Source organism: Hydrogenovibrio kuenenii DSM 12350 (assembly GCF_000526715.1).
GTDB lineage: Bacteria > Pseudomonadota > Gammaproteobacteria > Thiomicrospirales > Thiomicrospiraceae > Hydrogenovibrio > Hydrogenovibrio kuenenii.
In genome coordinates, this window is record NZ_JAGP01000001.1 from 2,172,745 (window position 1) to 2,197,874 (window position 25,130).

Below are 25,130 nucleotides of genomic sequence, written 5' to 3' on the forward strand. Positions count from 1 at the left end.
TCTACTTTTGAATTAATACGATCAATAATCTAACACTTGAGCCAAATCTATTTTAGAAGGTGCAAACCAATAACTTCCTGTCACTGCTTTTGAATACTCAATTAATTGGTCTATTTTTTTATCTTCCGTCAGTCCATACATGCTATCCAATTGGGTAGAGAATCGTCGTAACTCACAACCAAATGCGAGAAACATCAAACCATTCTCCGTTAAATTCCCAAATGCAGTGGAACGACGATAAATTTTCATTGCCACACCGTCAATTTTTAAATCCGTTCGACTGATATGAGAATCGTCTGGCATAGCATCACCTTCCAATTCTTCATTTTCGATTTTGGTTCGACCAACAATGGCTTCTTGGCAATGCAAAGGTACTTGCTGCCATTTAGTCATATCATGCACCCACTTTTGACTTAGTACGAGACTACCACCCGCACCAGGACTCCCTTCTGGAATAACCGCAGCAGCAACTTTTAATTCATCGGTTTTCGGATTAGCAGTTCCATCTTCAAATCCGATCATATCCAAGCTGTGATAATAATTGAAAGCAACCTGCTCAAAAGCCAACTCAGCAACATGTTTCATTTGATGTTGAATCCAAACGGCTTGGTCATAAAGTGCGGAAAAATCATCCGCCTGCAACCAGAAAAACACATCCCTTTGCGTGGAGGGCGCTACATGCCCATGCTGTCCATTTAAGGAATGAAAGTCTTCCAAATCATCGGGCATCATTGTTTTTGGTGCAAGCATTCTCCAAGCGCGTTTACCAAAACTGACTACAGTGTGTACTTTCAGAGCATCTTTAGGGTAACGATTCAAGATCACTTCATCTATCGGGCGTGGTTCCAGGCTTATTGCTAATGCTTTGCGAAGTTGATCAATTTGAGAGTGGGTGAGTTGATATTCAAGAAAATAGGTATGACGGGCGCCTTCGTGAAAAATTCCATTTTGAGACAATGGAAAAGCATCTGTTACCATACTACTTCCTTATAGAGAAAATTAAGTAAACATCTTTAACACAGAATACCAACAAAACACGGATGCTAACTGATTTTGTGTTTTCTATCCGCGACTGCGCAGATTAGATTACCACAGTTTTATTAAGGACGTTGAAAGGGATTATACTCAAACAACCCCAAATAAAAGAATTGAATTTTCCCGGAAGACCCCGGGAAACTATAAATTAATTGTCAGTTTTAAATTGACCAATCAAACTGCTAAGCTGAGTTGCATAGCTGCCAACTAAAGCACTGGATTCATAGGTTTTAGCCGCTCCATCAGATACCGTGTTAGCAATCTCATTAATTTCATGAACATTTCCACCAACCACTTCGGATTGTGTGCGCTGATTTGCAGCAAAGGTCGCAATTTGACTGTTCATTTGGTTAATGGTCTTCACGGCTTCGGCAATAGACTTCAAAGCTTCACCAGCTTCATTCGCTTGGTTTACACTGGTGTGCGCCTGTTCACGTCCTTGATTCATTACACCCACAGCCTCCAAAGCAACATCTTGAAGTTTCTCAATCATGCCTTCGATTTGCTTAGTAGATTCTTGCGTTTTGCTTGCCAAAACTCGTACTTCGTCAGCAACGACAGCAAAACCACGACCATGCTCACCGGCTCTTGCCGCTTCAATTGCCGCATTCAATGCCAATAAGTTGGTTTGCTCGGCGATATCTTTAATAACATCCAATACCGAACCGATATTTTCGCTATCTTCCTTCAAGCGCTGAATAACAACTGCGGTTTGTTCAACCTCATCTGCCAATTTTTTGATGGATAACACTGTGCTGTTTACTACTGTTGACCCTTTTTCGGTGGCAATATTCGCCTCATTTGCCGCCTCAGATGCCGCTTGAGTATTGTTCGACATTTCAACCATGGTGTTCGACATCTCTTCAATAGCACGCGATGCATGCTGTGTGCTGTCTTGCTGACGAACGACACCCGCTTGTGTTTCTTGAGTAACAGACGTCATTTCATCGGATGCACGATTTAACTCACCAGACACCTGCGCTATACGCATGACCATATCTCTCAGGTTGCCTGCCATACTGTTGAAGCTAAGCGCCATATCACCAATAAAGTCTTTACTGACTAGACTACATTTCTGCGAAATGTCATTATTACTAATTGCATTAGCCACTTCACCAATACGCTTCAGTCTGTTTAGAAGCATGACATTAAGTAGCCAGTAATTGAACACACCAATACTGACGCCAGCCGCGATACAGGCCAATACAAACCATAGCAACATACCAGGTTTCCAGTTTACAAACAGGTTGGCGAACACGGGAAAGATCAACCCCATCCCGAGACCAAAGGCGAGGAATGCCAAGAACATTCTGCGCAAAATACTTGGTTGTCTAAAATCGAACGATACCATCTATTTCTTCCTTATAGATTTTTTGCTTTGCTAGCATACAGCAAATTGCTTGCCAACTTAAAAACATCAATTCCCAGTATTTTCCTAAGGTTATCGCTCGTCCCAATAGGCTTTTTGCTGAAAAAATTCGAGTAGAAAATCGATCATCACGCGCGTCTTTTTCGATACAAAACGGTTGCGTGGATAAACGGCATAAACATAAATCTCAGGGCGATGATAATTCGTCAAAACCGGTACTAGCGTGCCTTCTTTTAAATCTTGCCAGATAATAAAGGTCGGTTCCATCACAATGCCATGACCTGACTTGGCCATTTCCTTTAAGAATTCGCCATTATTGGCTTGTAAGCGTGTTGAAAAGCTGATGTCATGTGTCTCGCCATGCTCATCTGTCAATCGCCAGGAGTTCATACCTTCATTGCCATACTTGAGCAATTGATGATTTTTTAAATCTTGCAGAGTGGCCGGTGTTCCATTCTTTTTCAAATACTCAGGACTGGCGACCAGTTCAAAACGAATCGGAGCAATTTTTCTCGCTTGCATACTAGAGTCTTTCAAATCCGATATGCGTATCGCCATATCAAACCCAGAACTCACCAAATCGACCTCTGCATCTGAAAAATCAATATTCAAGCGAATACCTGGGTAGGTCTTCATAAACGCATCGAATACTTTGGGCAAATGGTTTAATCCAAACGTCAACGGCACCGCGATTCTTAAAACACCAGACAAAGACTGCTCGCCTTCATTTACACTTTGCGTCAACTCTGAAAACGCTGCAACCACCCCCAATGACTTTTCATAAAACTGCTGACCAGCTTCCGTTAAGTTAGAGGTGCGCGTGGTTCGATGAATCAACTTTGCCCCAAGTTTATCTTCCAGCTCGCTTAGACGACGACTCACTGCCGACTTTGCCAGATTCATTTGCTCTGCAGCCTTACCGATGCCCCCTGCTTCCACAACACGGATGAATATTTGAATTTTTTCTAGCTCGCCCATCGTCCTAATCGCCTCTTATTGTTCTTGAAATAGCAACAGTCATTTTTTATTTTGCTTATTTTTCTTATAGATAACAAGTTTTACTATAAGCATGAAAGTTAACAATTGTTCATCAGCTAGGAGAAATTAACATGAACTCACTTATTAAATTATCTGCTCCGCTTGGTCGCGTCATGCTCGCAGCCATTTTTATCATTGCCGGTTTAGGCAAAATCGGTAACTATACTGGTACACAAGGTTATATGGAATCCATGGGCGTTCCTGGCGGACTGCTACCTTTGGTTATCATTACCGAAATCTTTGGCGGTTTAGCCATTGCATTAGGTTGGCATACACGTATTGCTGCTTTCCTACTAGCAGGCTTTACATTATTGGCGGCATTGATTTTCCACACTCATTTTGCCGATCAAATGCAGCAAATCATGTTTTTGAAAAACATGGCGATTATTGGTGGTTTCTTGACATTAATTCACCACGGTGCAGGCGTTTGTTCGCTTGATTATCGTAGAGAAAATGCACAAAAAGCCAATGATACCAATGCGACCGCGGAATCCGCCTAGCAAATGACAGAGGTTCTACCTCAAGGATAGACTATGGCAACAAAAGAAATCAGAATGCTGACGCTTGGCATGCCGACCTCGGATGGCGCAGGCGTAAAGTTGACGCGCATTATCGGTAGCCCAGAGCTGAATTTTCTAGATCCGTTTTTGATGCTCGACCGGTTTGAAACGGAAAACCCGGAAGATTATATCGCAGGGTTTCCACCACATCCGCATCGAGGGTTTGAAACGGTCACCTACATGCTTGAAGGCACCATGCGCCATGAAGACAACTTGGGTAATAACGGCTTACTAAAACCCGGCGGCATCCAATGGATGACGGCTGGGCGTGGTATCATCCACTCCGAAATGCCGGAACAGATTGATGGCGCCATGCGTGGTTTCCAGCTTTGGATCAACTTGCCAAGCCATGCCAAAATGCAAGACCCGCACTATCAGGATTATGATCCTGAGCAGTTACCAGTAGAAATACGTGACAACGGAACAGAGGTTCGTGTCATCAGCGGCAAAACGGATATGGGCACGCAAGGTCCCATCGTCAATGATTGGGTAAAACCCACTTATTTCGATGTCTCTTTGCCTGCTGAAGAAATGTTCGAACAAACCTTGTCTGCCGATGACAATAGTTTTCTATTTGTCATTTCCGGCAAAGTGGCCGTTGGCGAACAAGGGCGTATTGCCAAACCCAGCAGTCTGGCGGTGTTAACCGCGGGCGATAAACTGGTCGTCAAATCAGTTGATGACGTTGCGCGCTTCTTACTGATTTCAGGACAACCCTTGAACGAACCTATCGCGCGTGGTGGACCGTTTGTAATGAACACTCAAGAAGAAATCCGCCAAGCATTTAGCGATTTTAGACAAGGGAATTTTTAATTAAAATCTGCCAGGCTGGGGTCTGGCATTTCAACTGGAGAACTCAATGGGGTTTTTAATCAACGGAAAATGGTCAACCACTTGGTACGACACCGATGCATCCAAGGGCGAATTCAAACGCTTGGAATCGGTTTTCCGTCATTGGATAACGCCTGATGGATCACCAGGCATTTCAGGTGAAGGAGGTTTTGAGGCGGAAGCTGGGCGCTACCACCTTTATGTCTCCCTAGCCTGCCCTTGGGCGCATCGCGCACTGATTATGCGTAAGCTAAAGGGATTAGAAGAGATGATTTCCGTATCCGTCGTCAATTCTTTTATGAACGATGAAGATGGCTGGACGTTTGACGAAGGCCCTGGCGTCGTACCCGACACGGTTAACCATAAACGACTGTTGCACGAACTTTACACCCTGGCAAAACCGGATTTTACCGGAGTGGCAAGCGTGCCTTTGCTGTGGGATAAAAAACGCAATACTGCGGTCAATAATGAATCTTCCGAAATCATCCGTATGTTCAATTCGGCATTTGATGACGTTGGCGCACGTGAAGGCGATTATTATCCAGCATTGCTTCGCGAGGAAATCGATGCCGTGAATCAACGCGTTTACGACACCTTGAATAATGGTGTTTATCGTGCAGGCTTCGCCACCAAACAAAAGGCTTATGACCGCGCCGTGACAGAAGTGTTCAACACACTGGACTGGCTAGAGGAGAAACTATCGGTTCAGCGCTACCTAGTCGGCGAACAATTGACCGAAGCTGATATCCGTTTGTTCACCACTTTGATTCGCTTTGATGCGGTTTATTTCGGTCATTTCAAATGCAACCTCAAACGCATTGCAGACTACCCGAATCTGTTTGCCTATATGCTAGATATCTATCAGCATAACAATATCTCGGAAACCGTAGACCTAGAGCATACCAAGGCGCATTACTATGGCAGCCATGACAAACTTAACCCAACACTCATCATTCCTAAAGGGCCAATCCAAAACCTAAATCAACCGCACAACCGAGCTAACTTGATTTAAAAACCCGACAAAATAGAGGGAAGTCGCGAACTTGCTTTTTCATTGGAAGTGGCATTCAATAACGGAGAAATAAATAAAACATATACATATCGCAAACAGACAACTCACTACCATCCAGGAGGGCTTATGAGAGTTCTACGCGCATCTGACTTAATTCTATCGATCCGACTTCCCATTTTCACAGCACTATTCGCCATGCTGACGCTTGGCATTTCGCCCTTAGCGCAAGCGGCCGATGACGGTGCAAAAGTGGTTTACCATGTGGATTTCAAAAACCCGACCCGCTATTCCGCAACCCTAACCTCCATCAACAACATCTTGAACTACTACGACAGCCAATTGATGGATGCTGATGTACAACTGGTATTTGTAGGTTACGGACTACGCTTTGCCACTGATGACGATTTAAAAGGCACCCCGTATGTTGCAGACAAGGCTTTGAATGCCCGACGAGCAGAATTAAAAGGACGCTTATTGTCTTTAATCAAAGTGCGTGGCGTAAAAGTTTGGTTATGTGATAAAACTCGTAGCGATGTGAATTTACCAAAAAGTAAGGTTTACCCAGGCATAAAAATGACGCCATCCGGTGTCGCCAAAATCGCTATTTTGGAATCAGAAGGTTACTCTTACCTTAAAATCCAATAAATACCGTTCACACCTTGTTCTGCCGGGTACCCAGCCTGGCAGATTTTGCAACATTTCCTGAAACTCATTTTTCTCATACATTTTTATGAAAAATGTCTAATGCAAAGATCAGCGCAACCAAGTAAAATACCGCGCAATGAATGCATTTATCTCATCTTTAAATCTTTGGCTTTCAAAGTTCGTACACTATCAAGACAGAGCACAACAGACTCTGGGGCACATTATCGCCTGGGGACTTCTGTCCTTAGTGGTTATCGCCGCATCTGTCGTCATCCTTCGGTACGGCTTTAATTCCGGTTCAATCGCTCTACAAGAAGTGGTTATCTACAATCACGCCATCGTTTTCATGCTCGGTATGGCTTACACCCTACAACAGAATAAGCATGTGCGAGTAGATGTGTTTTACACCAATTTTTCACCAAAGCGCAAAGCTTGGATTGACCTTCTAGGCGGATTATTTTTAGCACTCCCAACGCTAGCATTTATTCTCTGGTCGAGCTGGAACTACGTCCTATTAAGCTGGAAAATTAAAGAAGCTTCTGCCGAAGCCGGTGGATTGGACTATGTTTACCTGCTTAAGACTGTGATTTGGGTAATGGCGATTTTATTGATTTTCCAAGTACTGTCTATGATCGCTAGATCTTATTTAACCCTAGTCAACGGCGATACTAACGACGAATCGGTTCAAGACCATGTAGAGGGCAAAGTCTAAACATGGAATACTTAGCTTTACTTCTATTTGCATTCGTTTTTATTTTTCTGCTGGTCGGTTTTCCAGTTGCCCTAACTCTTTCTGGCGTTTCATTACTGTTTGCACTGGTTGCCAATGCATTTGGCGCGTTTGACATTGCCTTTTTAGAGAGTGTTCCCAACCGAATTTTCAGCATTATGAATAACCAAACACTCTTGGCCGTGCCGCTATTTGTGTTCATGGGGATTATGCTAGAGCAATCAAAAATCGCCGAGCAACTGTTACAAACCATGGATGAAGTGATGCGTGGCTTTAAAGGCGGGCTGGGCATCTCGGTTATTTTGGTAGGGGCTCTTTTGGCCGCCAGCACCGGGATTGTCGGCGCAACAGTTGTAACCATGGGATTATTGGCGCTACCGACCATGATTAAACAAGGTTACTGCCCCAAACTTGCAGCAGGCACCATTTGTGCATCCGGCACACTTGGGCAGATTATTCCGCCATCTATTGTTCTGATTCTATTAGGCGATGTACTTTCTTCAGCCTATCAGCAAGCGCAACTCAATCAAGGCATCTTTTCACCAGAACCTCTATCGGTTGGTGACTTATTTGTCGGAGCACTATTCCCTGGCATGTTGCTGGTTGTACTTTATATGTTCTATGTATTTTTTACTGCCCTTCTTAAGCCAGAAAAGGTACCAGCACTTGATCAACAAACTAAGCAACCTGGGCTTGGTAAACGCGTGCTTAACAGCCTACTACCTCCTTTAGCACTCATTATTTTGGTACTAGGGTCTATTCTCGCCGGCTTTGCCACCCCAACTGAAGCGGCTTCATTGGGTGCACTGGGTGCCGTCTTATTGGCTGCAGCAAAAAAACGACTCTCTATCTCTATTTTGCAAGAAGTCATGCGCGGCAGCTTACAAGTGACCAGCATGATTTTCTTAATTTTCGTCGGCGCCGCTTTCTTTTCACTTACCTTCCGTGGTCTGGGTGGTGATGAGTTAATCGATGGTTTCCTTAGAGACTTACCAGGCGGAAAATTCACTGCCATCTTTATTGTCATGCTATTGATGTTTGTACTAGGCTTCTTCTTAGACTTTATCGAAATTACCTACGTTATCGTCCCTGTTGTTGCACCTGTACTATTTATGATGGGGGTTGACCCAATTTGGTTAGGCATTATGATCGCCATCAACCTGCAAACTGCATTTTTAACCCCCCCCTTCGGCTTTGCACTCTTTTACTTAAAGGGCGTCGCCCCTACATCAGTCAAGACATTGGACATTTATAAGGGTGTTATTCCTTTCATCATCATTCAACTTTCGGTACTGATTTTGCTAGCACTATGGCCAGAATTAGCTACGTGGTTACCAACGGTAATTTACGGCAAATAAAAGATAGGCATGCAAGATACCGAACAAAACAACTCCAATAACAGAAACGATCTGTCTCACTTGATTGAAGAGCGTCATTTAAAAGATGACATCATCGAATCGATTCATGACGGATTGGTGGTGTTTAATCCTGATTTCTCAATTCAAGTCATTAACTCTCAAGCAAGAACTCTACTTGATTTCTTTAATGACTCCGATCATTTCTTTGAAGACCTGAATCTCTTTAAAAACAAAAAAGCGACCCTGAACTTCAAACTTAAAGATTGGCTACAACAGATCAGTCGACGCATTGCAAAACATCCCAAAGAATTTTTCGTCTGGCAAAGAGTGGATTTTGAACACCCACTGAAACCTCTGTTACTTTCTGCCAAACCGATTGTAGATGACAACCAACACATCACCTCTATTCTGCTGATGATTTATGACCGCAGACTGCAAGCGGAAGCCGATGAGAAAAAACGTATTCTCAGCGCGGCACTCAATAGTTTTGATGGTCAATTCATCACCAATGACAAAGGGTATATCACACAGCCAAATATGGCTTTCTCGGCCTATACAGGGTTAATGCAAGAAGAACTGTCAACCATGAGCATTCTTGCATGGATGCAAAAACAACTCATTTCAAAAACCTCAGAAGAACAAATTTTGCGTGCACTATTGGAAGATGGTCGTTGGAGTGGTGAAGTTGAAGTACACCCTAATGAAGACACCACTTTTTATGCCGTATTGAGCTTATCGATGATTACAGACTCTCATCGTAATATCGAGTGTTATGTTGGTACACTCCAAGACATTACCGACATAAAACAAGCGCAAGCAGAAGTTGAATACCTCGCCTTCTACGATGAACTTACGGGACTGGCAAATAGACGCCTACTTCTTGAGCACCTTGAACACAACCTATTACACCACATGCGTCAACGCACCTTTAGTGCCTTAATGTTCTTGGACTTAGACCGTTTCAAAAACACCAACGACACTTTTGGGCATACCGCTGGTGATGAGCTACTAAAAACCACAGCTCACCGTTTAAAAGAACACCTTCGCGCCGAAGACACGATTTCTCGCCTTGGCGGTGATGAATTCGTTATCTTGACACATATGGACGCGCCATCGCTAGAAGTTGCTACGCAACATGCCTTGACGCTTAGCAATAAGATTATGGATGCTCTTTGCGAAGACTATCACATCATGGACCAAACCCTGAAAAACTCGGTAAGCATTGGTGTCTGCTGCTTCCCGCTTTATCAACATGAAACACCAGAAGAGTTAATCGGTTTTGCAGACATGGCCATGTATGAATCTAAAAAACTTGGTCGTAACCGCGTGCATTTTTATGACCAAACGCTATCAGAAAGCATTCAAAACCGTCATGCACTTGAGCGTTCTTTGAACAGTGCCGTTATTGAAGAAGAATTTGAGATGTTCTTCCAGCCTCAATTTAATTTGAATGAAGAATTGGTTTCTGCTGAAGCGCTAGTGCGCTGGAAACACCCGACACTTGGACTTGTCCCTCCTTCAGAATTCATCCCGATTGCGGAAGATGGCAGACAAATTCTTAAAATTGGTCAATTTGTCATTCGTGAATCCTTTTTGAAAGCAAAAGACTGGAATGAACGTTTTGGCTTGATGAATCTATCTATCAATATCAGTCCAATTCAATTTCACGAAACCAGCTTCGTGGCAAGCCTCAGAAAAATGCAGGAAGAAACCGGGGTTTCTCCTGAGTTAATCACTTTGGAAATTACCGAAGGCATTCTGATTTCCGAAATGGAGTTAGCATTACGTAAAATGGCCGCTTTAGTAGAAATGGGCTATAAGTTCTCAATTGACGACTTTGGTACAGGCTATTCGTCGCTTAGCTACTTCCAGAAATTACCGATTCAAGAGATCAAAATCGATCAAAGCTTCGTTTTCCGCATTCCTGACAGTGAAGAAGACATCGCCATTATCGACACCATTCTTAACTTGGCCAAAAGTAAACAGCTACAGATTGTCGCCGAAGGTGTTGAAACTCCGGAACAAGTTGAGTTTTTCAAAAACACTCATGAATCACATCACAGCAAACTATTAATTCAGGGCTTCCACTTCAGCAAACCTCTAGAATCAGACGCTTTTGAAGAACGTTTTTTCAAAGCTTAACGTCAGCACTGGGCCGCGACAAACATTCCTTCTTAAACAATACCGAATATTCATTTCATCCTACCCACAAATACGCTAAGATTAAGCTTATTTAATTGCCATAATTTTTACCAAACTGAATGACAACTCAATCGATTGAAAACCGTCTGCAACAAACCCTCTCATTTGAAGATGCGTTAAAAATTCTTAACCACTCAGAAAAGGGCGTGATTCTGTTTTCTGACACCTTTGAAGTTGTCATGTTCAATCAAACACTAGAGCGCTATGGTTGCTTTTACCAACCAACAGATTCAGAAGCACTTTCCCTCGATTCGATTCGACTTTATGAAGAAAAACGCACTGGTGTTCGTTTTCCACTATTTGATTGGTTAACCTCTTGCGCCTCTGTCGAAGGTGAAACCCATGTTTCCCCTCAACTCTGGTTAAAGTCTCTCGCCGACCATGCTCTGCCGGTTGTATTACAACTCAGTCGAATTGAGTTCAACAACCGACTTTATTGGCTACTCTCATTGAACGATAAATCCTGGGAGCGAAAAGCTGAAGCACAGCAAAGGCTAATGAATGCTACACATACTGGCCAATTCATTACCAGCAGTAACGGTTTTATCATGCATCCTAATGAAGCCTTTTTACAGTTAACAGGGCTAGACCAAAACACACTATCTAATCTAACGTATATTGACTGGCTGAAAAAGCAGGTTTCACTACAAGTACCATTTGACAAGGTCATTGCAACTCTACTGAATAAACATCACTGGTCGGGTGAAGTTGAAATTTTCACCGAGACGAACGAACAATTTAAAGCGCAGTTCAGCATTTCCATGCTGGTCGATCCTAAGAACAATATCGAGCATTTTATCGGTTTATTGCAAGACCTAACCGAACAAGAAGAAGCGCAAGCGACCATTGAAAAACTCTCTTACTATGATCGCTTAACGGGACTGGCCAACAAATCGTTATTACACGATTTAATTCAATCATCTCTTACGCAATCTGAAGTCAACCAAAGCCATCATGCATTGCTTTATATCGGCCTAGACGGTGTCAAAATCATTAACGATACCTTTGGTCATAGAGCGGGCGATGATTTGTTAATTCAAGTCGCTGAAAAGGTTAGCCAACAACTTTCACGAGTGGCTACCGAAAACGCAACACTTGCTAGACTGGACGGAAGTAACTTTGCCATCCTCTATAATGCAAGCACGCAAGATAAAGATGCCGTTAAAGAAGAGGTTGCCAAACTTTCCGAGGAATTGATTGAAACCATTCATGGGCGTTATCAATTGCCACAAGGATCGGTACACACTTCGGCCAGCATCGGAAGCTGCGTTTTTCCACTTACGCCAGAGTTAGACTATGCCGCAGATCAAATTCTCAGCTTTGCAGACATGGCCATGTTTGAAGCTAAAAAACATGGCGGAAATCAATCCTTCCTGTTTGAAACATCATTGGTTGAAAAAGCACAAAAACGCCTTGAGTTGATTGAAGCGCTTAATCACTCCGAACTGGATGAAGAGTTCCAAATTTACTTTCAACCACAAGTTGATTCTGACGGAAAAGCCGTATCTGCTGAAACGTTGATTCGATGGTTCCATCCCGAGCTAGGACTTGTATCCCCTTCCAAATTCATCCCTATCGCCGAAGAAGGCAGACAAATCATCAAAATCGGTCTTTGGGTGTTACATAAAGCCTTTTTACAAATTAAAGCTTGGAATAGAATTCGCCCCGACTTTCGCGTTGCAATTAACATCAGTCCAGTTCAGTTCCACGAACAAAGCTTTATCGAAATCATTATCGGCTTAGTGAAATTTACCCACGTCAATCCACAAAACATCACTTTGGAGCTGACTGAGGGGGTACTGATCAAAAATGCCAAGCTGGCTATGCAAAAAATACAGCACTTGGTCTCACTTGGGTTTGAAATCTCGATTGATGACTTCGGCACAGGCTATTCTTCGCTCAGTTATTTACAAAAATTACCGATTCACGAGTTAAAAATTGACCAATCCTTCATTCATCATTTGCGCGAAAATCCAGATGACGAAGCCATAGTAAACTCTATTATTCAGCTCGCCCAAAGCAAGAATCTAAAGCTGGTGGCAGAAGGTATTGAAACTCAACAACAAGTTGAAACACTGACCGCTAAACAACCAGAAATCAAACTACAAGGGTATCACTTCAGCAAGCCGATTCCGGCTATTGAGTTTGAAAAACGCTACATCCAGCAAACAGATAATCATATCCATTCTGCATAAAAATCTGCCAGTCTGGGGTACCTCTCATAAACATTCTTAATAAATTTCAAATATTTCTGATCATTTCGAGTACAATACGCCAAGTTGTTTATTTGCAAATAAAAATAATTTGTGGCGATTTAAAAACTTTGCCCTTAAATAATCAACTCCAAGTCCAGAATATAATTGGTGATCCCCGTCAAGATTAACTTGCTCAGACAGACTTCCTGTCATGTACGTAATCGCAAACAGTTAAGCCTTCGAACCTTTATGGAATGTATATATTCAGGACATCCGACATGCAGTGAATTACGCTGCTGATATCTGAAAACATCCATTAAGGAACATCATGAATACTGATATTAAATTTGCAGACCTCGGCTTACCAGCTAATATTTTAAAAACACTAACCGAAATCGGTTACGAAACCCCTTCTCCTATCCAGGCGCAAGCCATTCCAACCCTTTTGAAGGGCGGCGATATTTTGGGTATGGCTCAGACAGGTACAGGTAAAACGGCAGCGTTTGCTTTACCAATTTTGGCAAAAATTGATCTCAAGCAAAAAGACCCACAAGTGTTGGTTTTAGCGCCAACACGCGAACTCGCTATCCAGGTAGCAGAAGCTTTCCAAACTTTTTCTCGCAACATCAAAGGACTACATGTCTTACCTATCTATGGTGGGTCTGAATATGGCGGGCAAATCCGTGCACTAAAACGTGGAGTCCATGTTGTAGTAGGAACACCTGGTCGTGTTATGGACCATATCAAAAAAGGTACGCTAAAGCTTGATAAGCTTACACAAATGGTACTGGACGAAGCCGATGAAATGTTGCGTATGGGCTTCATCGACGATGTAGAGTGGATTTTAAAGCACACACCTGACAACCGTCAGATTGCATTATTCTCAGCAACCATGCCAAAAGAAGTGCATCGCATTGCGTCCACTTATTTGAATAATCCGACTGAAGTTATCATCAAGCAAAAAACATCTACCGCAACCACGATCCAACAAAAATACTGGTTAGTCAGCGGCTTGCATAAGCTTGATGCACTAACCCGTATTCTGGAAGCAGAAGATTTTGACGGTATTATTATCTTCGTGCGTACTAAAAATGCGACAGTAGAGTTAGCAGAAAAACTTGAAGCCCGTGGTTACGCTGCAGCAGCACTAAACGGTGATATTGCACAAAACCAACGTGAACGTATTGTTGACCAATTGAAAAAAGGTAAATTGGACATTCTTGTTGCCACAGATGTGGTTGCCCGTGGTTTGGATGTCGAACGTATCAGTCATGTTATTAACTACGACATTCCTTATGACAATGAATCTTACGTGCACCGTATCGGTCGTACAGGTCGTGCTGGTCGAAGTGGTACTGCTATTTTGTTTGTTGCGCCACGCGAACGTCGTTTACTACGCTCAATTGAAGCAACAACTAATAAAAAAATTGACCAGATGGAATTACCATCTACGCAAGACATTAACCAAAACCGTGTCGTTAAGTTTAAAGATAAAATCGTTAATGCTGTACAGGACGGTGACTTAAAACTTTATCAAGAGATGATAGAGAGTATCGAGTCAGAAAATAATATTCCTGCGATAGAACTTGCCGCTGCGCTGGCTAAAATCATGCAAGGCGATGTTCCTTTCTTCTTGGACGATAAACCAATTAAGCAAGGTCGTTTTGATGAGCGCTCGGATAGAGATTCTAGACCTTCCCGTGATCGTGGTGGGGATACTCGTCGTCCAAAACGTGGTGATAGAGGTGGAGAGCCTAATGAAGGTATGAACCGCTACCGCATTGAAGTGGGTCGTAACCACGGTGTAAAACCAGGCAACATTATCGGCTGTATTGCGAATGAAGCTGGATTAGACGGTGAGTTTATTCAAAAACTAACTATTGAGGACAACTATAGCTTAGTTGATCTGCCAGATCAGATGCCTAAAGAAGTCTTTAATGATCTAAAAGGTGCATGGATTTGCGGAAGACAACTTGGGTTAACAAAAGTGAATGGTGCTGGTTCACCTAAACGTCGCTTAAAACCAAAAGCAAAACCTGCTACTAAGAAACCTCGTCCTAAAAGCTAAGCTTTAGCGAATATCCAAGCCTCTAACTGGTTGTGACCAACCAGTTAGAGTACAACTTAACCCATCTTAAAAACTTTTTATTCAGATAAACACAACGCACTACTGTCTTTTTCAGCAGATAACGCAATGGTTTCCAGTGCCTGTTGTACTTCCTCACTTGCAACTTCCATTCGTTTAAGCGCTTCCACACCATGCGTGAAATCACCCAACTCATACAACTCTAAAGCACGACTACCTGCTTGATGTACTTCTATATGTGCCGCTTCTAGTTGGACATAGCCATCTAGCTTAGAATAACACTGTACGCCTTGACCTTCGTAATACCATTGACCCAAACGACAAGATTTATAATCACTAAGGTCTGACTGCCCCATACTGGATAGCCCCATATAAACCTTATAGATATCCATCTTATAAACCATATGGTCAACTTTTGCCGCACTAATAAAACTACGCAATGCGCCAGCAGAAATAACACCTTCCATCGTTTTATTTGCACCAATCAATTCAGAAATACTATTACCCGCACTTTCACTTTGAGTTTGTAAGTTACTTGCTTTATCAGACAGGCTGATCATCTGACTTTGTGCGTCTTTTACTTCCGACTGAATAACTGACACCAGCTTGGAAATATCAGATGTCGCTTGTGCAGTTTTAGAAGAAAGTACACGCACTTCATCTGCTACCACAGCAAAACCTCGTCCTGCATCTCCAGCTCTGGCTGCCTCAATTGCAGCGTTTAATGCCAACAAGTTTGTTTGCTCAGAAATATCTTCAATCAAGGAAACAATACCGCCAATTTCTTCTGCACGCTCTTCAAGCGTTGATACAGAATCTGAGGTAGCAATTGCCGCAGAGCTTAAACCACTTACGCCACCGGTAATTTGCTGTAATCCTATTTGCGCTTCTTTAGAAACCGATAAAGAACTAATAACCTCTTCACGTCCATGAGAAAGGTTGGATCCCAACACATTCATACTCGTCTGAAATTTACGGACCCCCTCCGCATAGAACTCAATAGATTCAAACAATGATTTCGTCACATCTTTGGCATAAATCCCATCATCGCTATGATTATCCATTGCTGCCGAATTGGCTTGAAGCAATTCGGTCTGTAAAGACTCTATTTGTTGTTCACAAGCTGCTTTTTCTATAGCTGCCGCTTCCAGTTTTTTTTGGGCTTCTGCCAGTTCTTTTTTTATTTTTGAATTACTGAATAACGAAACCATTAAAACCTCACTAAAAATACCATTATTATTTTTCCGTTAAGCATAAGCACGTAATATACCAGCTACGATTTAATGGCATTTCCAGAATGGCAGTCCTTAAGGCAAATAAAGATAATAAGAACCTGGTTTTAAAGATAAAGCAGAGTCTAGCAGGTTGGATTTAATTAAACTCATCTCCAACGGTTTTGTCTGTGTCTGCATTGTTGGACTATAAGAAGTTGCGTTGACATTGGTATCAAAGCGGTAACTCACAAGATCACAGGCTTTATCTCCTCCTAACTGACAAGCTTGTTTGACAGCGTCTGACAAGTAACCAATAGAATCAACCAATCCGGCTTTCAATGCATCTTTTCCAACATAAATTCTGGCAGTTTTTACCGCCTTCAACACCTCAGGGGATAAATGTCTATTTGATTGCACCACGTGATAAAAACGCTGCGCCATTTGATTGACCATAGACTGCATTTCGGCATCATCTGCCGGTGTAAACTTTCTGAAAGGAGAACCGGTATCTTTCATAGGGCCAGTTTTATAAGTCTTCACTTCAACCCCAATTTTTTGAGTCAAATCATAAATTTCCGGCAAAATCGTAATCACACCCACAGAACCTGTTACCGTGGTGGGATGCGCCTGTATATGATCTGCTGCCATTGAAATATAATAGCCACCAGATGCCGTCACATCCATCATCTGGACATAAATTTTCTTACCCGTACGCTTTTTGAACGACATAAGTTCGTGGTAAAGAATATCACTGGTCGTCACGCCACCACCTGGCGTATTGATTTTCAGCAGAACCGTTTTAATTTTCTTATCTTTTTCTGCTTTTTTTAACTGCATCATCACTCTATCAAGCAGGCTAGGTCCAGAGCTCAACAACCCTGTTTGGGGTTGATCAGAAATAACACCGTTTACATTAATCAATAAAACCTTGGCGGTTGCATTTGGTTCTGATTCTATTACCTGTTGCTTCAACGGTTCATCATAACTGGGTCCCAACTTAATGGTTGCGCACCCTGTTAAACTGGCAAAAATCAACCCCGTCAAACTTAATGTTAGTAGCTTAAACTTCTTCATCCCACACTCCCTCTAACTTTTGCATCAAGAGACTATCTCAACTTTTCTGCGTTGAATTCCATTTATAATAACCTATAACTTCATCAATCAGCCTTGGATTTGTGCATATGCTTCTAACGCTCGCTTTATCAGTTAAAACACCTATTTTAGGACGTTTGATCCCAAAAGTCGTCTCATTACTATTGTTGGGGTTTGCACTAAATGCTTACGCTGACACCTCAACAACAAGCACACAATCAAAAGCGCTTAAACCTTTGAATCATCATGATTATGCGCTATGGAACAGCCTGCCGACTCGAGATATTGACTTACCCAATGGAGATAGTCTCACTGTAACTGAGGTCAAATCCTCCAAAGATAGACTTTATATTTGGATTGGCAACTCTTACCCGCCAAATGATGGTACCGCACTGCTAGCTCAACATCTAAGTAAGACAGGCACCGTTTGGTACTTAGACACACCAGATGCCATGTTTTTACCTCGTACAAGAATAGCCTTGCGCAATCTCAAGGGTGACTATTTAGTACCACTACTAAATTTAGCGACGAAAAAATACAAACAAGTCGTGGTTATATCACTTGAAGTGGCTTCAATTTCTGCATTACGAGGCATACGTGAATGGCAGGTCAGCACTAAAAGCGCTGCTCAAAGAAACAGATTGAAAAATGCTGTACTCATGTTCCCTAACCTTTATGTTTCTACACCCATCGCAGGCACTGAACGCAGTCTATTTCCGATTGCCACAGCGACTGCTTTACCAATTACCATCATACAGGCAGAACGTGGCGCGCTTGCCAATGAAATCGATAAAACCATTCTTGCGCTTCGTTCAGGTGGTAGTCTCGTTCACCGTGTCATTTTAAAAGACAGTACCGATGGAGAGTTCCACTTTCATAACATGAGAAAAATGGCAAAAGTAACTGCCGATGCGATCATGAAAGGCATCAGCCAACAGCAAGAACATGCGCAAAAGATCGGCTACCACATTGCTCAACTGGAACCCTCAGACGCTTTAAAACACCCCCCAGTCAGTACAGTGATACGAGGAATGAAACGATTTGACCCGCCTATTCCAATGCCTAGCAATATCGTACTAACAGACTTGGATGGTAATAAAATTGACGTTAAAAAAGATTATGCAGGGAAAGCATTATTGATTAATTTCTGGGCAACATGGTGCCCACATTGTGTCGAAGAAATTCCATCCATGAATCGCGCTTTGGCACAATTGGATGCGAAACACTTTGCGATGGTTTCCATCTCTTACCGAGAACCTGAATCTATCGTTAGACCTTTCACTGAAAAGGTAGCTGTTGATTTCCCAATCCTGCTCGACAAACAAGGAAAAGTGGCTGCTAAATGGAAGGTCTTCGCCTTTCCATCGAGTTTCTTAGTTGATAAAAACGGGATGATTCGTTACAGCATCAATGCCGGCAATATTTGGGATACGAAAGAAATGCTTGGCTACTTAAAGCAAATACAAAATATCAAATAAATAAGCGATGGGAATTAAAAAACAAAGAAATGAAAAAGTCCTTGCTGCCAAACAGTCTAAAACACGCACTAAGTTTTAGACATACAACAGCAAGGAGGTCGTAAACTAGAGCACTAACACAAATACATCCATATACTTGCATGAGTGTTCTATAAGTCAACGTGTATAGATTACCCAAAGTGAATGGGTTTGATAACTACCCAAAAGGGTAGTTTTACAAAAAAACCTTACATTATTAAGGTTTAGAATATATTTATAAGTTGCGTGCTCGAATATAAGAGCCTTCACCCACATTCGTCCATTGCGACACCTGCTTCAAGAAAGCTTTTTGAGACGCCCATACTTTGGCTGAAAGCTTGTCTGAAGCAGCTTCGGCTTCAATCACTTCTGATGAAAGCTTTTTCAACTCTTTCAATACTTCATCAGGGAAGTGACGTAACTCTACATTGTGTTTTTCAATTAAGGTCTGTAGCGCTTGTTCGTTTCGAGCAGTGTATTCAGACAACATTTCCAAGTTTGCCACTTTCATTGCATTACGAACAATACTCTTCAAATCATCCGGTAATGCATTAAAGGCCTTTTCGTTAATCATACATTCCATGGTTGTTCCCGGCTCATGCCAGCCTGGCGTGTAATAGTATTTAGTAACTTTATAGAAACCAAAGGCAAGATCGTTATAAGGTCCAACCCATTCCGTTGCGTCAATAGCACCAGATTGCAAAGAAGGGAAAATTTCACCACCAGGCAAAGAAACAGGAATCGCGCCAGCTTTTTTCAGCACTTCGCCACCAAGACCAGGCATACGCATTTTCAAACCTTTCAGGTCATCAAGTGAGTTGATTTCTTTATTGAACCAACCGCCCATTTGCGTTCCGGTATTACCCGCTGGATTCGGCACCAAACCGAACGGCTTATAGGCTTCTTCCCAAAGCTCTAAGCCACCACCGTTATAAAGCCAAGCATTCATTTCATCCGCGGTTAAACCAAAAGGCACGGTTGAGAAAAATACCGCTGATGGAATTTTACCTTTCCAATAATAAGCACCTGCGTGACCAAGTTGTGCATGACCACTGGATACCGCATCAAACACTTCAAAAGCACCAACCAACTCACCAGCACCATAGACTTTTACGTCAATACGCCCACCAGACATTTGGTTAATTAGCTCAGCAACACGGTTCGCCCCCGTTCCTAGCCCAGGAAAGTTCTTTGGCCAAGTGGTTACCATCTTCCAATGCACTGTTTCCATTGGCTTGGCTGCCGCCGCTTGGCTTGGCGCATCTTGTTGACCACAAGCGGTTAAGGCCGTTGTTGCTGTTGCGCCTGCTAGGGCACCAATAAAGTCACGTCTTTTCATGCTTTTCCTTTCCGTAAAATCAAAACTCTAGTTAACCTAACGCCCAACAAAAAACTAAGCTATTGGTTTAATATAAAAAACATTCTAACGATTCCCTTGAATCAGGCAAATAAAATCTGCCAGGCTGGGTTGAAAATTAACCAGACAAGCAGATTTTTCATCAGTTTTCCAAGTAAAATATTGGGTTTGAAATTTCAAAATAGGAAAGGAAAACTATGACCCCAGCACAGCTCATCGAAAAATTAGACCAAGGCCCAGTTGAGTTTAACGACGTAATGGCAGTTATTGATACTCACTACAAATTTACGCCAACACGCTTTGTTAACGGTGAACAAATCAACGAAGAAAATACCAATAATGGTTCTTGCAAAGTATTTTCTTTCGGGCAACTCAACAAACTATCAGAACAAACTACACTGAATGCGTTCGGTAAATTTTATACAGAAGAAGTTTTGCAAGATCCTGAAGGAGACAGTCACGGCAATATCCGTAACTTCATGAAAAGTGGCTGGTCAGGTATTAAATTCGACCAATTTCCTTTAATGGAATTGAGTGAAAAATAAATCTTTAAACGTTGCTCTCGCTTTTAAACGAAAAACCTATCGAGAGCTTCTTTTTCCGTTACAGTCAGCACACCATTATCTCGATAGTGTGCTAGCACCTTCTCATAAACCTCTTTGTACTTCTCTTTTTCTGGCTCAATAATACTAGCAATTTTAAAACTATAGGTTAGACCTTCTTGTCCAGTTTCAAGCCAACAAACATTGACCTTGGAAAAGTAAATCGTCTCCCCTTCAATCTGGATATAACAGTTTTTCAACAATTGCTCGCGATGAAAGTGGAATGTACCATCATTAGAGGCAGGATAAGCAACGCCGAAACCGTCAAGCCCCAAGTTTCTTCCTTCTAAAACTTCATCTTTATGATGAAAACTAAATAAACAAGGGACTTTATAAGACGTTCGGTTTTCATAATTTTCAGAACATATATCCACAATGGCACCTAAATAAGATAGATGTACCTGAATATAAAAAATTTCGTATCAACTTTCAACCAATCTAAGTAAAAAGCCCTAAATTAAATTAGGGCTTCGTCTTTTTAGAAATGGTGTCTTGGATTAAACGGCAAGGTTTCCGCCATTTTTTCATAAAACGCTTTTGCTTCATCCGACTCTGCCGGTGGCGTATGAATTTGAATCAATACATACTGATTACCAGCCTTATCGGCTTTGCCTAAACCGCGACCTTTGATACGAAGCTTTGCACCCGATTGCGTACCCGCAGGAATGTTCATCGACACTTTGCCTTTCAAAGTCGGCACTTCAACTTTTGTTCCTAAAGCTGCTTCCCAAGGAGTAAGAGGTAAATTAAGCAACACATCATCGCCATCGACCTTAAACAAAGGATGATTTTGCAAATCAACTTCCAAAAACAAATCCCCGTTTGGACCGCCTCCATAACCTGGCATACCTTGTCCGGTCAACCTGATTCTGGAACCTTGTTTTACACCCGCGGGAATTCTCACTTTTAGACTTTTAGGTTGATGTGAAAAACCACCTTGTCGGGTTGGCATTGGCATTTGAATCGTTAAAGACTTCTCCACGCCATGCACGGCTTCTTCTAGAGAAACAAGAACTTTTACCGATTGATCTTCACCTTTTTGCTGATATGTTTGGTGCCCGCCACCAAAACCACCTTGCTGCTGAAAACCGCCGCCAAATAAAGAATCAAAAAAATCAGAGAAGCCGCTAGCACCAGCACCACCTTGCGCACCACCAAATCCACCGAACCCACCAAACATTTCTTCATAGCCTGGAGGCGGTTGAAAATTTTGTCCATTATGATAATTTGGCCCTAGTTGATCATACATTTGGCGTTTTTCTTTATCGCCCAGTACTTCATAAGCTTCATTAATCTCTTTAAACTTGGTTTCATCACCAGTCGGTTTATCAGGGTGATGTTTAGCAGCCAGCTTACGATACGCTTTCTTGATATCCGCTTCTTCCGCGCTGCGCTCCACGCCTAATATCTTGTAATAATCTTTATACTCCATAATCCCTTCGATCTCATTAATCTCAATACATCTAACATAAGGCCAAATATTTTATTTTCAATGGCCTACATAAATATATTTTGCTTATAACGAACACTTACCACTTACCATATCGCGTCTAAAAGTGCTAAAATTTAACCCTAATATTTACGCGTTTTTTTAATTATTCGTTTTCGTATATTATCAAAAATGCGTATACACTCAACGGAGGCGGTTACGATGAAAGATAATGGGCCTGTCACTCAAAGACAATACTCTCTTCCTGCTAAACAAACAATCGTTTCACGTACTGATAAGTTTGGCAACATTGTTAGCGCGAATGAAGCTTTTATCGAAGCCAGCGGCTATGATTGGAAAGACTTAGTCGGCCAACCTCATAATATTCTAAGGCATCCAGATGTGCCTGCTGCCGTATTCAAAGACTTTTGGCAAACCCTACAAGCTGGAAAACCCTGGACCCAAATCGTAAAAAACCGTCGTAAAAATGGCGACCATTATTGGGTAGTCGCGAATGCCACGCCAATTTTCGAAAATGGTGAGGTCACTGGCTATATGTCAGTCAGAACCCCTGCAACCGACAAGCAAATCAAACAAGCGGAATCCACCTACAAAGCTATTGCCGAGGGAAAAATTTCTTTAGAAGGCGGTATACCAAAAAGCTTTAAACAAAAGTTCGATTTACTGTCTAATTTCAACTTGACCACCTTAACTATAATCATCAGCTTTTTACTATTTACTTCAATTTTTACAGCATTAACATTTGGTATAGATAAGAATGGTTTCGAAGCTCTCGATATTGCATTAATTCTGTCATTGATTGGTCTCAACCTTGTTTATAGCAAACGCTTAAAGTCGTTAAGCTCTACGATTACTGCTATTTCGGAAGGTGACTTTTCATGCCAAATACAAGCTCAAGGAAACTCCTTGGTTAGCCAAACATTCAACCGTTTAAAGTCTATGCAAATTCGACTAGGTGCTGACATGGATAATGTAAAAGAAGCATTAACCAATGCTCAGCGTATTGAATTGGCACTCAAGTCTTCATCTGCCAACGTCATGGTAGCTGATCGCTTTCGAAGCATTATTTTTATGAACGACTCGATTATCGAAATGCTCAATGCCATTGAACCTGAAGTCAAAAAGATACTCCCTCAATTCGATGTAGAACATTTATTGCGTCAGAGCATTGATATTTTCCACCAGAACCCGAAACACCAACAAAATATTCTTGATCAACTTAAAGAAACCCTGAATACCAGAATTACCATTGGAGACATCAAAATCGATCTGGTCATCAATCCAATTTTTGACGATGAAGGAAAACGAATTGGTTCCGTTGCCGAATGGAAAAATATGACCGAACAATTGGCTATTGAGGACAATATTGAACACCTTGTCGAAAGCGCATCAAACGGTATTCTAAAAGACCGCCTAAATACAGATAAACTTCATGGGTTTGAATTAAAACTATCTCATTCCATTAATCATTTATTGGATACCTTTTCAGGCATCACTCAAAACCTCAGTAAAATCTTAACAGGGATGAGTGACGGTGACCTGACGGGACGTATGAACCTCCAAGCCGAAGGCGAAGTCCTAGCCATGAAAACCGCCATCAACAATGCGTTACGCAATATCGAACTAACACTTGGAAAAGTCAAACAGGGCTCTGCTGAAATCGGCAATATGGCTGCCGAAGTCTCACAAGCCAGTGAAGACCTCTCCGAAAGAACACAACAGCAAGCAGCTTCGCTGGAACAAACAGCTTCCAGCATGGAGCAATTGACTGCCACGATTCAACAGTCAGCAGAGCATACCCAAAAAGCTAATGAACTGAGTCATACCGCAGGAACTGAAGCGTCTGAAGGCATTGGCGTCATGGAAAAAACCATAGAAGCCATGCAAAACATTAATGAGGTCAGCCAAAAGATTGGAGATATCACAAGTGTCATTGATAGCATTGCCTTCCAAACTAACCTTCTGGCATTGAATGCTGCTGTTGAAGCTGCCAGAGCAGGTGAACACGGACGCGGTTTTGCCGTTGTGGCCGGTGAGGTTAGAAGTTTGGCGCAAAAATCTGCAGAATCTTCAAAGGAAATCTCACAGCTTATTCAGACCGCAACAGAGCAAATCAAAACAGGAACCGACTTGGTTGAACAAACAAACGAAGTTTTCTCTGCAATGGTCAACCAAATTCGTGATGTAGAAAACTTGGTGCAAGAAATTTCCGCAACCACTCAGGAACAAGCTCGTGGTGTAGGCCAGATCAATACCGCAGTAACGCATTTGGATCAAATGACACAACAAAATGCTGCATTAGTTGAGCAATTGTCAGCAACAGCAAGCAATATGAGTGACCAAGCGCATAACCAAGAACAATTCGTAAGCCGCTTTCAAATTAGTGATAATGCAACAGTTCACTCCCAGCATGGCATAGGCATGGCCAATTTCGACTTTGAAGATGCTAAACAAAAACACCGTTCATGGAACGTAAAACTGGAAAATCTCTTTTCTGGCCTAGAATCGGATATTGACCATAATGCCGCTCGCAGGAATGACCAATGTGCTTTAGGCAAATGGTTATTAGGCGATGGCAAAAAATACGGAAACATTCCTGAAATGCAGCAATTAATCGACTCTCATACAGAAATGCATAATGAAGTAGGTAAAGCTCTTGATGCTTTGGATGTGGATGATAGAGAAACTGCTGCACAACATAAAAACAAAGTACAGAAAATTTCCCATCAAATTATTGCTTTACTAGATATCATCGAAAATGAGGTCAAATCAGATATGTCAGCTTTGGAACATGCTAAAGATGACTCGCCCTTGCTATCATGAAGAAAGAATTAATAGGATAAAAAAAGAGGCTATAT

The 25,130-nt window shown here is 42.0% G+C and carries 20 protein-coding genes; 12 read left to right on the forward strand and 8 right to left on the reverse strand.

Going from position 1 to position 25,130, the window contains the following annotated elements; all coding sequences use genetic code 11:
• Positions 1-21: 21 nt before the first annotated feature.
• The 3 genes from N745_RS0110210 to N745_RS0110220 form a co-directional block, all read right to left on the reverse strand.
• Complete coding sequence (locus N745_RS0110210) at positions 22-978, reverse strand: Dyp-type peroxidase (protein ID WP_024852026.1); 957 nt, start codon at positions 976-978, stop codon at positions 22-24.
• Positions 979-1,183: 205 nt separating this feature from the next.
• Entirely contained in the window at positions 1,184-2,386 is a 1,203-nt protein-coding gene (locus N745_RS0110215; protein WP_024852027.1) for a methyl-accepting chemotaxis protein, read from the reverse strand.
• A gap of 90 nt (positions 2,387-2,476) precedes the next feature.
• On the reverse strand, positions 2,477-3,382 hold the full coding sequence (locus tag N745_RS0110220) for a LysR family transcriptional regulator (protein ID WP_024852028.1): 906 nt from the start codon (positions 3,380-3,382) through the stop codon (positions 2,477-2,479).
• 131 nt (positions 3,383-3,513) lie between these two features.
• On the opposite strand from N745_RS0110220, the gene N745_RS0110225 reads away from it, so the two are divergent.
• The 9 genes from N745_RS0110225 (at position 3,514) to N745_RS0110265 (ending at position 15,043) form a co-directional block, all read left to right on the forward strand.
• Positions 3,514-3,942 carry a DoxX family protein gene (locus tag N745_RS0110225; protein ID WP_024852029.1) on the forward strand — a complete coding sequence of 143 codons (429 nt, stop codon included), beginning with the start codon at positions 3,514-3,516 and terminating at the stop codon, positions 3,940-3,942.
• A gap of 33 nt (positions 3,943-3,975) precedes the next feature.
• The gene (locus N745_RS0110230; RefSeq protein ID WP_024852030.1) at positions 3,976-4,815 is read left to right on the forward strand and encodes a pirin family protein; all 840 of its coding nucleotides are present in this window, start codon (positions 3,976-3,978) and stop codon (positions 4,813-4,815) included.
• Between the two features lie 46 nt (positions 4,816-4,861).
• The gene (locus N745_RS0110235; RefSeq protein WP_024852031.1) at positions 4,862-5,845 is read left to right on the forward strand and encodes a glutathione S-transferase family protein; all 984 of its coding nucleotides are present in this window, start codon (positions 4,862-4,864) and stop codon (positions 5,843-5,845) included.
• A gap of 126 nt (positions 5,846-5,971) precedes the next feature.
• Positions 5,972-6,490 carry a DsrE family protein gene (locus N745_RS0110240; protein WP_024852032.1) on the forward strand — a complete coding sequence of 173 codons (519 nt, stop codon included), beginning with the start codon at positions 5,972-5,974 and terminating at the stop codon, positions 6,488-6,490.
• 136 nt (positions 6,491-6,626) lie between these two features.
• A complete protein-coding gene (locus tag N745_RS0110245) occupies positions 6,627-7,202 on the forward strand; it encodes a TRAP transporter small permease subunit (RefSeq protein ID WP_024852033.1) in 576 nt (191 codons plus the stop codon).
• A gap of 2 nt (positions 7,203-7,204) precedes the next feature.
• On the forward strand, positions 7,205-8,578 hold the full coding sequence (locus tag N745_RS0110250) for a TRAP transporter large permease (RefSeq protein ID WP_024852034.1): 1,374 nt from the start codon (positions 7,205-7,207) through the stop codon (positions 8,576-8,578).
• Positions 8,579-8,587: 9 nt separating this feature from the next.
• Entirely contained in the window at positions 8,588-10,720 is a 2,133-nt protein-coding gene (locus N745_RS0110255) for a putative bifunctional diguanylate cyclase/phosphodiesterase (protein ID WP_024852035.1), read from the forward strand.
• Between the two features lie 119 nt (positions 10,721-10,839).
• Positions 10,840-12,975, forward strand: a complete 2,136-nt coding sequence (locus N745_RS0110260; RefSeq protein WP_024852036.1) for a sensor domain-containing protein — start codon at positions 10,840-10,842, stop codon at positions 12,973-12,975.
• Positions 12,976-13,303: 328 nt separating this feature from the next.
• Positions 13,304-15,043 carry a DEAD/DEAH box helicase gene (locus N745_RS0110265; protein ID WP_024852037.1) on the forward strand — a complete coding sequence of 580 codons (1,740 nt, stop codon included), beginning with the start codon at positions 13,304-13,306 and terminating at the stop codon, positions 15,041-15,043.
• A gap of 77 nt (positions 15,044-15,120) precedes the next feature.
• Here N745_RS0110265 and N745_RS0110270 read toward each other — a convergent pair whose 3' ends face one another.
• The gene (locus tag N745_RS0110270) at positions 15,121-16,272 is read right to left on the reverse strand and encodes a methyl-accepting chemotaxis protein (RefSeq protein WP_024852038.1); all 1,152 of its coding nucleotides are present in this window, start codon (positions 16,270-16,272) and stop codon (positions 15,121-15,123) included.
• A gap of 96 nt (positions 16,273-16,368) precedes the next feature.
• Complete coding sequence (gene sppA, locus N745_RS12025) at positions 16,369-17,349, reverse strand: signal peptide peptidase SppA (RefSeq protein ID WP_038070731.1); 981 nt, start codon at positions 17,347-17,349, stop codon at positions 16,369-16,371.
• A gap of 107 nt (positions 17,350-17,456) precedes the next feature.
• Between sppA and N745_RS0110280 the strand changes: the two genes are divergently transcribed.
• Positions 17,457-18,845, forward strand: coding sequence for a TlpA disulfide reductase family protein (locus N745_RS0110280; RefSeq protein WP_024852039.1), 1,389 nt, complete (start codon positions 17,457-17,459; stop codon positions 18,843-18,845).
• Between the two features lie 253 nt (positions 18,846-19,098).
• On the opposite strand, the gene N745_RS0110285 is transcribed toward N745_RS0110280, so the two are convergent.
• The gene (locus tag N745_RS0110285) at positions 19,099-20,202 is read right to left on the reverse strand and encodes a TRAP transporter substrate-binding protein (protein ID WP_024852040.1); all 1,104 of its coding nucleotides are present in this window, start codon (positions 20,200-20,202) and stop codon (positions 19,099-19,101) included.
• A gap of 215 nt (positions 20,203-20,417) precedes the next feature.
• On the opposite strand from N745_RS0110285, the gene N745_RS0110290 reads away from it, so the two are divergent.
• The gene (locus N745_RS0110290; RefSeq protein WP_024852041.1) at positions 20,418-20,765 is read left to right on the forward strand and encodes a HopJ type III effector protein; all 348 of its coding nucleotides are present in this window, start codon (positions 20,418-20,420) and stop codon (positions 20,763-20,765) included.
• A gap of 23 nt (positions 20,766-20,788) precedes the next feature.
• On the opposite strand, the gene N745_RS0110295 is transcribed toward N745_RS0110290, so the two are convergent.
• Positions 20,789-21,196, reverse strand: coding sequence for a hypothetical protein (locus N745_RS0110295; protein WP_024852042.1), 408 nt, complete (start codon positions 21,194-21,196; stop codon positions 20,789-20,791).
• Between the two features lie 104 nt (positions 21,197-21,300).
• Positions 21,301-22,254, reverse strand: a complete 954-nt coding sequence (locus N745_RS0110300) for a DnaJ C-terminal domain-containing protein (RefSeq protein ID WP_024852043.1) — start codon at positions 22,252-22,254, stop codon at positions 21,301-21,303.
• 219 nt (positions 22,255-22,473) lie between these two features.
• Here N745_RS0110300 and N745_RS12740 point away from each other — a divergent pair, with 219 nt between their 5' ends.
• The gene (locus N745_RS12740; RefSeq protein ID WP_024852044.1) at positions 22,474-25,095 is read left to right on the forward strand and encodes a methyl-accepting chemotaxis protein; all 2,622 of its coding nucleotides are present in this window, start codon (positions 22,474-22,476) and stop codon (positions 25,093-25,095) included.
• Positions 25,096-25,130: the final 35 nt, after the last annotated feature.